This is a genomic window from Aliivibrio finisterrensis (assembly GCF_008933155.1).
GTDB lineage: Bacteria > Pseudomonadota > Gammaproteobacteria > Enterobacterales > Vibrionaceae > Aliivibrio > Aliivibrio finisterrensis.
Genome location: NZ_WBVP01000011.1, coordinates 106,980 through 119,913, shown reverse-complemented (window position 1 = coordinate 119,913; position 12,934 = coordinate 106,980). Strand labels below are relative to the sequence as shown.

Sequence of the window (12,934 nt, the reverse complement as noted above, 5' to 3'; positions counted from 1 at the left end):
GCCTTACTTCGAGAAGTAAAAGCAAACTAGTGATTATCAACTCACAAGTGCCCACACAGATTGATTTGGTTAAATTGTTAAAGAGCTTTTCTTTTGCTTTCTAAGCGTTCAATCTTATCAGCGAATAGGATGGCCATTTTATTCATTTCAAATACAGTGTCAAGCACTAATTTGAAATAAACATTGAAAAGCCACCATACTAACCTTTCCTTCCAATCCCTTATGAGATGGGCCCTCCGTGTCAGTGAGGTCGCATTATAGAGAGTTAGATCACATTAGCAAGTACTTTATCGATTTATTCTCAAAACTTGCTTTAATTGCATAAATAACCACCAATACGCCTGATTGCACTTCACTTTAGGGGTAAAAATGGGCCATTTTGTATCAAATACTATTGGTAATGTCATAAATCATCACTTAAAAACCCAGTCACTCAAAAACTAATGATTTAGATCTATTTATTTACCAGCTAATTATTATATAAATCACAATATAAGACCCTTCCTTTGTATATTGGCATTCATATTATTCATTAAACTTATACTTTTATCGGTCGATACATAAGTTAACTGTCGCTTATATTTTCTCGGAGCAAACTAAACATGAAGTTAAAAACACAATCTTACGTCCTCGCTGCAATTATTTTATGCTCTCTTATATTAATGACAGCAACTGGTCTATGGACATTACATATTGCTAGCTCTATGGATAATAAATCTCGAGTTACTGAATTATTCCAAACTACCTATAACCTAATTACCAATATGGAAGAAATGGTAAGACAAGGGAAAATAGAAGAGGCTAAAGCTAAAGAACTCACAATTACAATTTTACGAAATAATATCTATAAAGATAATGAATACGTATATGTTGCAGATCAGGATCTAATGTTTCTAGCTGCTCCTTTAGATCCTCAACTCCATGGCACTAGTTTTCATGAGTTCCGTGATAGTGAAGGAAAAAGTGTTGGACAAATTTTAGAGAATGCCATAAATCAAAATCCATCAGGTATGGCTGAATATACATGGTCTTTAAAAATGCCAGATGGAAGTATCGATAAAAAGCTTTCTATTGCAGAAAAAACACAAGACTGGAATTGGATTGTAGGTACAGGTATTGGAGAGACAGAAGTAAACGCTCGCTTTTGGTCTACGGCTCAGTGGCAATTTGGCTTAGCCTTCATCATTGCGAGTTTAATTTTTAGTATTCTAATGATTTCTATGAAACGCATGATTTCATTATTAGGTGGCGAACCTAAAGATGTACACTCTGCAATCCAAACTGTTGCTGCTGGTGAAATTGTTACTCAATTTACAGAAAAAGCACCAGAAGGCAGTATTTATCACGCAGTTCAAACAATGAATTTATCACTGGCAGAGTTAGTTGAGCATCTGACTCAATCAATGCTCGCGCTAAAAGCTGAGTTATCTGATGTTCACTCTAGAGCTGGAACAGTAAGTGAATTGACTGAAAGCCAGCACCAATCAACAGAGATGATAGCAGCGGCGATTACTGAGATGGCTTCTTCTGCTAATAATGTGGCAAATTCAGCGCAAGAAACCGCTATTACTACAGACGAAGCCGATAAGCAAAGTGTTCGAACTCAAAAATTAATTACCGCTACCGTATGTAATATAGGAGGACTTGCTGAACAATTAAATACAGCAAGTACTGCGGTTTCTGAATTAGATAGCAATGTGAACAACATTGTTAAGGTTCTTGATGTTATTGGTGATATTGCAGAGCAAACAAATCTACTTGCTTTAAATGCGGCAATTGAAGCTGCTCGAGCTGGTGAACAAGGTCGTGGTTTCGCCGTTGTTGCTGATGAAGTTCGCAACCTTGCAGGAAGAACTCAAGGTAGTACAAAAGAAATACAACTAATGATTTCAAACTTACAAGAAGGCTCTCGTAATGCAATAGCTAGTATGGAGATCTGTGCTGAAACTAGCAAAAGTACAGTATCTGAATCTCAAAATGCCTCAGATGCTCTACAACAAATTGTTACTGCCCTTGAGTCAATTTCAAGTATGAGTCATCAAATTGCAAGTGCATCTGAAGAGCAGAAACACGTAAGTGAAGACATCACTCAACGAGTTAATATGATAGAAGAAAGTGGGCAGCAATTAGCAAGTGTTGTCGCAGAGAGTAAACAAAGTACTCATACCCTAACTGAATTAGCTGATGATTTAGAGACTTGGTTAAACAAGTTTCGAGTGAAAAACTAGTTAACCAAAATTGAATGATAAATAGCACACCTCCTTGGTGTGCTTTTTTATAACTAAATATTTATAGCTAAACAAATGTAGCTTCTAAATAGCGATGACAAATCGGTTATTCAAATAACTTTTATCTATGAAGATGGGCATCATTTTATTATTACCAAAACGAAAAAAGCCTCGTCATTTCTGACGAGGCTTTAAATGTGGCTCCCTTTGCTGGACTTGAACCAGCGACATACGGATTAACAGTCCGCCGTTCTACCAACTGAACTAAAAGGGAACAGATTTTACGTCTCATTAAGAGAATTAATGGTGCCGACTACCGGAGTCGAACTGGTGACCTACTGATTACAAGTCAGTTGCTCTACCTACTGAGCTAAGTCGGCACACTAATTTTTTATTGCTCGTGTTAACGAATATTAAGCACCAACAATTTAATATGGTGCCCGGAGGCGGAATCGAACCACCGACACGAGGATTTTCAATCCTCTGCTCTACCGACTGAGCTATCCGGGCAACGAGGTGTATTAAACGGCTTTTCACCTCTCTGGTCAACTAATAATTTCAAAAAAAACACCGTTTGATTGAAATATATTCGTAATGGTTGTTTTTATAACATTTTGATCAAAAAATAACGTTACTTTTAATAGCTTAATAAACGTTCATTAGCTTTTTACACAAATAAGCCTTCATCTAAATAAATGACGTTCTCTCTAAAATCAGCACACTAGAGAGAAGTCAGCAATTTATCAAAATTAAAAACCAAAAATGTCAGTTAACCAAGCGGCTGGCGTATTTCCCCTTTCACACTCCGCTTTATATTGACCGTTAATATCCCAAATAGGTATGTTTTCTTTGCCAGAACAATCCGGTTTTAGCGTTTTATTTTCTTGTAAGTCAAAATGAGCTGTCGTTACTTCATTTGGCCACGGTAAATTAAAAGCCTCAGGTGATCTCATACTTAAATAATCAGCATAAACTCTTAACGCTCCACTTGAACCCGTTAATTTCATTGGTTTATTATCATCTCGGCCTAGCCAAGTAATCGCAACTTCTCTTCCATCAATACCTGCATACCAGCTATCTCTTGAGTCATTACTTGTTCCGGTTTTTCCTGCCAATGCTGCCCAACTGTATTTGCTATTTAAAAATCTTGCCGTTCCTTCACTCACCGTTTTTTTCATTCCATAAATAGTCAGCCAAGTCGCTTGCTCTGGAACGACTCGTGACGAACGAGGAAAGTTCTCATAGAGTAATACCCCATCTGTACTCACCACCGCTTTTAATGCCGTAAGAGGCGCTTTTCGTCCACCATTGCCTAAGGTTTGATACATTTGAGCCACTTGATACGGAGATAAACTAATTGAACCAAGTAGCATTGATGGTACTTGATTAATCTCTTGAGCATTCACACCGAGTTTAACTAATGTATCTGTCACCTTATTAAGGCCAACCATTAAACCTAAATTGACGGTTGGAACATTTAATGAGCGAGAAAGCGCATAATACAAAGGAACTTGACCTCTAAACTTTCGATCATAGTTTCTAGGCGTCCATGTTGTCCCTTTGCTGCCTTTTAATGAAATTGGTTTATCATCTAATGTGGTCGCTAGTGAATATTTCTCTGGGCTTTCTAATGCTGATAAATAAATAGCCGGTTTAACTAAAGAGCCAATTGGGCGTTTTGCATTGATCGCTCTATTAAAGCCATCAAATCCCGTTCTGCTACCACCAATCATAGCTCGGATCTCTCCGCTTTGACGATCGACGATAACCATAGCTGACTCTAAGCCTTTACCTGCTCGTTTTTCTAATTGAGGAACAATTCGTTCGACTGCTTTTTCTGCTTTCTGCTGTGATAATGGATCAAGCGTTGTAAATACCCGTAATCCCTCACCTCTTTGATAAGCCTCTCCCGCTTTTTCTTTTAACTCCCATTTTAATTGTTGGAAATAAGCAGGTTGTCTTGTTGAGATACTTGCACGCTTTTTCACATCCAATGGACGGCTTGCTGCCATTTCATATTGACGAGGAGAAAGGATTTCTTCTTGCATCATCAAACGTAATACTAAATCACGGCGCTCTTTTACGCGCTCAGGAAAGCGCATTGGATTGTAATAGGATGGTCCTTTAACCATACCAACTAACATGGCTAACTGATCAATTCTTAATTCTTCTATTGGGCGGCCAAAATACACTTGCGCTGCTAACCCAAAACCATGAATAGCCTCTCCACCTGTTTGCCCTAAGTAAACTTCATTTAAATACGCTTCTAATATTCTATCTTTGCTATAGCGATAATCTAAAATCAACGCAATATAAGCCTCACGAACCTTACGCCATAATGTTCTTTCACGAGATAAGAATAAGTTCTTTGCCAACTGCTGAGTTAATGTACTCCCCCCTTGAACCGTTCTACCTGCTTTGGCATTAACCACCATTGCACGAGCTATCGCTAGTGGAGATACGCCATCATGCTGATAAAAATCTCTGTCTTCCGTCGCTAATAATGCATCGACCATCACCTCTGGAAATTGTTCTCTACGTAAGAATAGGCGCTGCTGATCATCGTCTGCATCTAGCATCCCTAAAAATTGAGGTTCTATTTGCAAAAAGCCCATTTGTTTTTTTGCCGTACGATTTTCAATCTTCTGTAGTCCATCTGAATTAAAATAAAGCATGACATGGCGATCTGGCTCGGGGCCTTGTTGGAATTCAAATGGACGACGGATCAACTCTATTTTAGTTGATGATGAAGAGTACTCTCCTGAACGTTGGGGCTGACGAACTTTCTGGTACTTTAATAAATCCAGTTCTTTTTTAACTGTTTCCAAACTGATATTTTGCCCTGGAGCCAATGTCAGAACCCGGCTATATACTACGGTGGGCAAAGTAAATAATTGACCATCAAAGCGATTCTTAACCACGGTATCCAAATAAATCCCAGCAATAACAAGAATCGCTAATACAACAAGGCTTAGTTTAAAACCTAGTATCATTAACCCCTTCCAAAAAGAACGAGGCGACTGGGCTTTTTTCTTACTTGCCGATTTTCTTTTTGCTGGTGTTTTTTTCTTTGTCACCGTTTTTTTAGGTGCGGTTTTCACTGGTGCTTTTTTCTTTTCAGCCATGAGAGTTCTTTTCAAGTTAGAGAATTAATTAAAGTGACGCTTTGTTTTTTTCGTTGCTTGATGATTCGCAGGGTCATCCGGCCAAATATGTTTTGGGTAACGTCCTTTCATTTCTTTTTGTACATCTTTGTACGATCCTTTCCAAAAACCAGCTAAGTCACTGGTTGTTTGTAATGGCCTTTGAGCTGGGGATAATAATTCCATTACCAATTTTTTTGTTCCTTGCGCTAATAATGGCGTTTGCGCTTCACCATACACCTCTTGCATTCTTACTGAAATCTTAGGTTCCGATTGCAATTGATAATTGATCTTTGCTTTTGTGCCTGTTGGTAACAAATAATACGCTGGCAAATATTCATTAATAAGTTTCATCGCATCCCAACCCACATAGGCTTCTAATGCGTTAGTAAGGTTAATGCTCTTAAGTTGCTTATCATTTTTAATACCATTCATAAATGGCAATAACCACAGTTCTGCACTCTCAAGTAACTGCGCTTGACTCATCGCAGGAAGAGGTATCTCTGGTAACCATTCTTTACAGCACAACAAGCGAGAATGCAAAGCCTGTACTTCTTTATTCCAATCTAGGTTCTCTATTCCTTTTCGCTTGAGCATATTAAGCAATGCCAACGAAATTTTGTCAGGGTCTGGTGAACTCATTCGCTCTTTTTGCAGAATGACTCGCCCTAAATACGTACGTTTTTCAGCGATTATCCTTCCCGACTTCTCATCCCAATCCACATACTCTTTTTCTATAATTAAATGAGAAACAGCACTGAACAAAGATGATTTAGATAAGGATGCCGCAAGAAAAACATAACTGCGATTTTGACTGCCTTTTAGTAAGTCCACCACCACTAAATAATCGCTTTGTGCTATCGATTCAATTTCATCAACCTGTACACCATGGCCATTCGATAATTGAAATTGACCTAGAGTTCCTTTTGCTACCGCTAATCTATCAGGAAAACCTAATGCTAATACCTCACCAATAAAATCAATTGAAACCTGCGTTACGTCTGCCTTTACAGATAAAGTGCGAGCCAGTCGCTGAACTCTTTGTTGATACTCTGTCTGTTTTGGGTAGCGACCTTCAAGAAATAAGGAAAGATGAAAGCTAAGATCTTTTGATTGTACTGATTTAGCAGGCTCTTCTATGATTGGTAACATAAATAAGGCTGTTTGCAGATGTGAAGCTGATTGAGTGCTAGCTTGTAATAATGCAGCAGCAAGGCGAGGCTCTATATTCAATTGCTGTGATTTTTCCCCCAATATAGAAAGCTGACCTTGCTTATCAATCAAGTCTAATTGAGATAATAAAGACCGAGCTTGTTGAATATTGCCATCAGGTGGCGGGGTTAACCATTGCAGATCCAAAGGGTTGATAACTCCCCACTTTGTTAACTCCAAAACCAAAGATGAAAGATCAGAAGATTCTATCTCGGGTATTTGGACTTGGGGCTGCTGTTGATATTGAGCTTCAGTGTATAAACGAATACATACCCCGGGTTCCAATCGTCCTGCTCGTCCTTTTCTTTGCTCAGCAGATGATTGAGCTATTCGTTTTTTCTCTAGCTTAGTGATCCCTGTTTTTGCATCAAACGTTGCTTTTTGTTCATAGCCACTATCAATAACAATGCGGATCCCTTCAATAGTTAAACTGGTTTCAGCAACGTTGGTTGCGAGAACTATTTTTCGCTCGCCTTTCAATGCTGGTTTTAATGCTAATTGCTGCTTTTTTGCATCGAGCTGACCATATAAAGGCCTAATGACAATATCAGAAGAAAGATCATTTAATCTCTCTTCCAACTGTTTTATTTCACCTACTCCAGACAAAAATACCAGTATTGAACCTGTTTCATTTAATAATGTTTTGCGAATGGCTTGCTCAGTTGCCTCAACAATTCGTTGGTTTGTTTTAAGAGGGGTATAAGACGTTGTCACCGGAAACATTCGTCCATCTGACTCTACATACGCAGCTCTTGGCAATAACGTCTGTAATGCCAATTGATCTAAAGTGGCAGACATAATTAATAACTTAAGATCATCTCGTAGCGCCTCTTGCACTTCCAAGGCAAAAGCTAATGAAGTATCAGCATGAATACTTCGCTCGTGATATTCATCAAAAATCAATAATCCAACACCTGACAATTCAGGATCTGATTGGATCATTCGAGTCATCACACCTTCCGTCACAATTTCCAATCGAGTTTGAGGGCTAACTTTAGTTTCACCTTTGATTCGAAACCCAACTTGCTCACCGACTTTCTCACCTAATTGAGATGCTAAGTAACTCGCAATATTACGAGCTGCCAACCGTCTTGGCTCTAACATTATTATTTTGCCATTAATCACTTGTTCTTTTAGTAGCATTAAAGGCAGATGTGTCGACTTACCTGCGCCTGTCGATGCTTTTAAAATGAGTTGAGAATGGTTCTGTAATTTCTCAATCAGTGATGGGATCACTCTTTCAATCGGTAACTGTGACAATGGGTTCGCCCTATGGCATTATCTTGAATTAAACCATTGTACAAAAAAACAGTAGTTAAATGAAATTTGAACCTAAATTAGAATCTGGAATATTAATAAAACGCTATAAACGCTTTTTAACAGACATAGAATTACCAGATAAAAGTGAACGAACTATCCATTGCGCCAACACAGGAGCAATGACTGGTTGTGCAACGCCTGGCAATACGGTGTTTTTTTCAACATCTAGTAACCTAAAACGTAAGTACCCTAATAGTTGGGAGCTCAGCGTCACAGAAAGTAATCACATAATATGCGTTAATACTATTCGAGCAAATCAATTGGTGGTTGAAGCCATTAACAATAAAAGCATTGATGAGTTAAATGAGTACACTACACTTAAAACGGAAGTGAAATACGGCTCAGAAAATAGCCGAATTGATATCCTACTTAGTGAAGATTCACTGCCTGACTGCTATATTGAAGTAAAGAGCGTTACGTTATTGGGAGACCATGGCCAAGGATTCTTTCCTGATGCCGTCACAACCCGAGGTCAAAAACACTTACGAGAGCTGAGTGAAATAGCCCTAAATGGAAAAAAAGCAGTATTATTTTTCGCTGTTTTACATTCAGGCATTGAAAAAGTCTCAATCGCACACCATATAGACCATCAATATTATTCTTTATTATTAGATGCGATTGAAAGTGGGGTTACCGTTCTCTGCTACCAAGCAGAGATGTCATCAAAAGAGATGAAGATCGTACGCAAGCTACCTTTTTGTATTTAGCTGCTTTATTTAGCAATGCTTACATTCTTTTTAAAAAAAGTGCTACGTTCTTGCTACTGGATCTCAATTGATGAAATCAATATTTGATTGCCTCTTTTCTTTCTGTTATAGATAGCGCCCTCATTTGGCTAGTGAGAGTCAAAGACGTTTAGGAGAAGCTGTAATGCCAGAGAGCAATACAAAAAGAACGCTAGGTATTCTAGCTATCGCTGGTGTTGAACCTTACCAGGAAAAAGCAGGTGAAGAGTACATGGGCCCAGCCCAAATTGAACACTTTACGAAGATTCTAGAAGCTTGGCGCAATCAACTTAGAGAAGAAGTTGAACGCACAGTAAATCACATGAAAGACGAAGCTGCGAATTTCCCAGATCCTGTGGATCGCGCTGCTCAAGAAGAAGAATTTAGTTTAGAACTGCGTAACCGTGACCGTGAACGCCGTCTAATTAAAAAAATTGAAAAAACACTAAACAAGATTGAAGACGAAGATTTCGGATTCTGTGATTCTTGTGGTGTTGAAATCGGTATTCGTCGCTTAGAAGCGCGTCCAACCGCTGACCTTTGTATTGACTGTAAAACACTTGCAGAAATCAAAGAAAAGCAAATGGCTGGCTAATACCAATCAATATAATAAAAAGGGAGCGCAGGCTCCCTTTTTTACGTTTATACAGTGAATGTCTATGACTACTCAATACATAGGTCGCTTTGCTCCATCCCCATCTGGTCCACTGCATTTTGGTTCCCTTGTTGCAGCTTTAGGGAGCTACTTACAAGCGAAATCACAGCAAGGAAAATGGCTGGTTCGCATTGAGGATTTAGACCCACCGCGTGAGATACCTGGTGCCTCCTCTTTGATCATTCAAACCTTAGAAGATTACGGTTTTGAATGGGATGATGAGATTGTGTATCAAAGCCAACGTCACGCTATGTATCAATATCAAATTAACCAATGGATTGATAACGGTGATGCGTATTCTTGCCAGTGTACTCGAAAACAAATAAAAGAAGCTGGCGGATTTTATTTAGGCCACTGTAGATATAAACACCTTTCAGAAAATAACGCGTCTGTACGCTTAGTAATGCAGCATCCTGTTGAGTCATTTTATGATATAAAGCACGGGATGATTCAAATACCAGCACAATTGGCTCAAGAAGACTTTATTATTAAACGCAGAGATGGATTATTTGCCTATAATCTTGCAGTGGTCTTAGATGATATTGACCAAGGTGTGACTGAAGTGGTTCGTGGCGCTGATTTAATAGAGCCCACAGGACGCCAAATTTCGCTTTATCGCCAATTAGGAGTAAAAGAAGTTAGCTACCTTCACTTACCCCTTGCTGTTGATGAGCTAGGAAACAAATTATCAAAACAAAACTATGCTCCTGCAATTGATAACACAAATCCAATCCCAACCTTACTTGAAGCGTTGTGTTTTTTAGGGTTTGTCTTACCAAAGGACATAGAAACCGCCACATTGAATGAAATTTTTCAATGGGCAATCAAAAATTGGCAACTAAAACAGCTCCCAACTGGGCTCGAGATCACTACCCCATTCTCAAAACCCACAATTTAAGCTATGATGTGCGCCTATTTTTGACTGCTCACTTGAATATCGAGGTTATTATCTTTAATCAAGTTGCCCGTTTTTGCCGTAATTTACTCAAAAACAACAGTGATATTTGCTCTACAGAGGATTTGAAACTGAACGTTATCACACGCCAAGAACATAATATTTCACGTAAAGATCTTAGTGATAATGCACTAAAAGTTCTTTACCGCTTAAGTAATGCGGGATACGACGCTTATCTCGTAGGTGGAGGGGTGCGCGACATTCTTCTTGGTCAAGAGCCTAAAGACTTTGATATCGCCACTAACGCAACACCAGAGCAGATCAAAAAACTATTTCGTAATTGTCGCTTAATTGGTCGTCGATTCCGTCTCGCTCATATTCTATTTGGTAGAGATGTCATTGAAGTGGCAACCTTCCGTGGTCACCACAAAGAAGAAGAGTCCGAGAAGAAAAATATCTCAGCTCAGTCCAAAGAAGGCATGCTGCTGCGTGATAATGTTTATGGCACAGTAGAAGAAGACGCTCAACGCCGCGACTTCACCATTAATGCCATGTATTACAATATTGCCGATTATTCGATTCATGATTACGCCAATGGTATTGAAGATTTAAATAATAATCTGGTACGTTTAATTGGTGATCCTGAAACGCGTTATCGTGAAGACCCTGTTCGTATGCTTCGAGCTGTGCGTTTTGCTGCTAAGTTAGACATGGCTATTTGTGATAAAACGGTAGAGCCAATTGTAGAGTTATCTCCGCTTTTAAGAGATATTCCTGCCGCTCGACTGTTTGAAGAGTCATTAAAACTACTGCAAGCCGGTAAAGGATTAAATACTTACTATTTATTACGTGAATTGAATTTATTTCAACAATTGTTTCCAGCACTGACGCCTTTCTTAACAGAAGAAGGTAATAGCCCTACTGAGCAAATGATTGAATTAGTTCTGCACTCAACAGACAAACGTATTAATAGCGGTAAGCGTGTAAACCCAGCCTTTATGTTTGCGGCAATGCTTTGGTACCCTCTTACAGCTAAAGCACAAGAAATTCAGGATGAAAATCCAAAGTATGATCACTACGAATCCATTATGGAAGCGGCTAATATCATGCTTGATATTCAAGTTAAAAGTACCGCAATCCCTCGTCGATTAACGGCGACTATCCGTGATATTTGGCAACTTCAGCTTCGCTTACCTCGTCGAAATGGCAAGCGCGCGTTCGTACTTATCGAACAACAAAAATTCCGTGCTGCTTATGATTTCCTTGAAATGCGCGGAAAAGTAGAAGGTGGTGAAATAAAAACACTTTCGGATTGGTGGACAGAGTTCCAAGATGCACCTGCACCGCACCGTAATAATATGGTCCAAAACCTTCATGGTGGCCGCTCTACAGGGACTCGTAAGCGTCGTAGCCCATATCGTAAGAAAAAACGTGCGAATAACGATTCATGATCAAAGTAATTATTGCGATTGGGAGTAATCTTGGAGACCCCGTAGCTCAAGCTAAAGTGGCAATCAATGCATTGCATCAGCTTCCGGACTCCAACGTAACAGCCGTATCCTCACTTTACAGCAGTTCACCAATGGGCCCTCAAGATCAACCAGATTACATTAATGCGGTTGTTGAGATTGAGACCAACCTTGCTCCAATGGAATTATTGGAGCTCACTCAAAAGATTGAGCTTGAGCAAGGCCGTGTGCGTAAAGAAGAGCGCTGGGGACCAAGAACTTTAGATCTTGATATTATTTTATTTGGCGATCAAACGATCGACAATGAGCGATTAACTGTGCCTCACTATGGCATGAAAGAACGTGAATTTGTTCTTTATCCGCTCGCTGAACTTTATAATGATTTAACTTTACCTGATGGCACAACCCTCTCTCAGTTATTAAACACTGTAGATAGAAATGGTTTGTCCATTTGGGAAGATTAATCGCTTCTAGTAAGGATGTTTTATGAAAAAAATCTCTATTCATGACTTAATGAAGTGGAAGCAAGAAGGCAAAAAATTTGCCACTGTTACAGCATATGATGCTAGCTTCGCACAACTATTTGAACAGCAAGAAGTCCCTGTTCTATTAGTCGGTGATTCATTAGGTATGGTTTTACAAGGCAAGAGTGATACTTTGCCTGTAACAACTGAAGAGATCGCTTACCATACTCGTTGTGTGCGTGCAGGTAGTCCAAACAGTCTATTAATGGCTGACATGCCATTCATGAGCTACGCTACTCCTGAGCAAGCGTGTGAAAATGCAGGCAAGCTAATGCAAGCGGGCGCTAACATGGTGAAGATTGAAGGTGACGCTTGGATCGCTGAAACCATTCGTATCCTTGCTGAACGCGCAGTACCAGTTTGTGCACACCTTGGTTTAACTCCTCAATCGGTTAATATTTTTGGTGGGTTCCGCATTCAAGGCCGTGATGAAGCAAAAGCTGAACAAATGGTAAAAGACGCACTAACACTTGAAGCCGCTGGCGCTCAAATTATTCTACTAGAATGTGTTCCTGCTTCTCTTGCTGAACGCATTACAAAAGCATGTACTGTTCCTGTTATTGGTATTGGTGCAGGTAATGTTACGGATGGTCAAATCCTAGTAATGCACGACATGTTCGGTATTTCTGCTAACTATATGCCTAAATTCTCTAAAAACTTTTTAGCGGAAACCGGTGATATGCGTGAAGCGGTCACCAAGTATATTCAAGATGTTGAGCAAGGTGTCTTCCCTGCTGCTGAACATACATTTAATTAAGGAAAC

The 12,934-nt window shown here is 39.4% G+C and carries 9 protein-coding genes and 3 tRNA genes; 7 read left to right on the top strand and 5 right to left on the bottom strand.

The window, feature by feature from the left end:
• The first annotated feature begins 602 nt into the window (after positions 1-602).
• The gene (locus tag F8B77_RS11350; protein ID WP_151655426.1) at positions 603-2,228 is read left to right on the top strand and encodes a methyl-accepting chemotaxis protein; all 1,626 of its coding nucleotides are present in this window, start codon (positions 603-605) and stop codon (positions 2,226-2,228) included.
• 198 nt (positions 2,229-2,426) lie between these two features.
• Here F8B77_RS11350 and F8B77_RS11345 read toward each other — a convergent pair.
• The 5 genes from F8B77_RS11345 to hrpB all read right to left on the bottom strand — a co-directional run bounded on the left by F8B77_RS11345 (position 2,427) and on the right by hrpB (position 7,843).
• Positions 2,427-2,502, bottom strand: a tRNA-Asn gene (locus tag F8B77_RS11345).
• A gap of 30 nt (positions 2,503-2,532) precedes the next feature.
• Positions 2,533-2,608, bottom strand: a tRNA-Thr gene (locus F8B77_RS11340).
• 54 nt (positions 2,609-2,662) lie between these two features.
• Positions 2,663-2,738: transfer RNA gene (locus F8B77_RS11335), tRNA-Phe, on the bottom strand.
• A 239-nt stretch (positions 2,739-2,977) separates the two neighbouring features.
• Complete coding sequence (mrcB, locus tag F8B77_RS11330) at positions 2,978-5,353, bottom strand: penicillin-binding protein 1B (protein ID WP_151655425.1); 2,376 nt, start codon at positions 5,351-5,353, stop codon at positions 2,978-2,980.
• 24 nt (positions 5,354-5,377) lie between these two features.
• Positions 5,378-7,843: an ATP-dependent helicase HrpB gene (gene hrpB / locus F8B77_RS11325; protein ID WP_151655424.1), complete on the bottom strand. Its 2,466-nt coding sequence runs from the start codon at positions 7,841-7,843 to the stop codon at positions 5,378-5,380.
• A 59-nt stretch (positions 7,844-7,902) separates the two neighbouring features.
• Here hrpB and sfsA point away from each other — a divergent pair, with 59 nt between their 5' ends.
• The 6 genes from sfsA to panB all read left to right on the top strand — a co-directional run bounded on the left by sfsA (position 7,903) and on the right by panB (position 12,928).
• The gene (gene sfsA / locus F8B77_RS11320) at positions 7,903-8,610 is read left to right on the top strand and encodes a DNA/RNA nuclease SfsA (protein WP_151655423.1); all 708 of its coding nucleotides are present in this window, start codon (positions 7,903-7,905) and stop codon (positions 8,608-8,610) included.
• Positions 8,611-8,773: 163 nt separating this feature from the next.
• Positions 8,774-9,223 carry an RNA polymerase-binding protein DksA gene (gene dksA, locus F8B77_RS11315; RefSeq protein WP_130087749.1) on the top strand — a complete coding sequence of 150 codons (450 nt, stop codon included), beginning with the start codon at positions 8,774-8,776 and terminating at the stop codon, positions 9,221-9,223.
• A 64-nt stretch (positions 9,224-9,287) separates the two neighbouring features.
• Positions 9,288-10,181: a tRNA glutamyl-Q(34) synthetase GluQRS gene (gene gluQRS / locus F8B77_RS11310; RefSeq protein ID WP_130046430.1), complete on the top strand. Its 894-nt coding sequence runs from the start codon at positions 9,288-9,290 to the stop codon at positions 10,179-10,181.
• A gap of 104 nt (positions 10,182-10,285) precedes the next feature.
• Complete coding sequence (pcnB, locus tag F8B77_RS11305) at positions 10,286-11,629, top strand: polynucleotide adenylyltransferase PcnB (RefSeq protein ID WP_208846134.1); 1,344 nt, start codon at positions 10,286-10,288, stop codon at positions 11,627-11,629.
• Entirely contained in the window at positions 11,626-12,111 is a 486-nt protein-coding gene (gene folK / locus F8B77_RS11300) for a 2-amino-4-hydroxy-6-hydroxymethyldihydropteridine diphosphokinase (protein ID WP_130047107.1), read from the top strand. The genes pcnB and folK overlap by 4 nt, the downstream gene beginning before the upstream one ends.
• A gap of 22 nt (positions 12,112-12,133) precedes the next feature.
• Positions 12,134-12,928: a 3-methyl-2-oxobutanoate hydroxymethyltransferase gene (panB, locus tag F8B77_RS11295; protein ID WP_130046428.1), complete on the top strand. Its 795-nt coding sequence runs from the start codon at positions 12,134-12,136 to the stop codon at positions 12,926-12,928.
• Positions 12,929-12,934 lie beyond the last annotated feature (6 nt).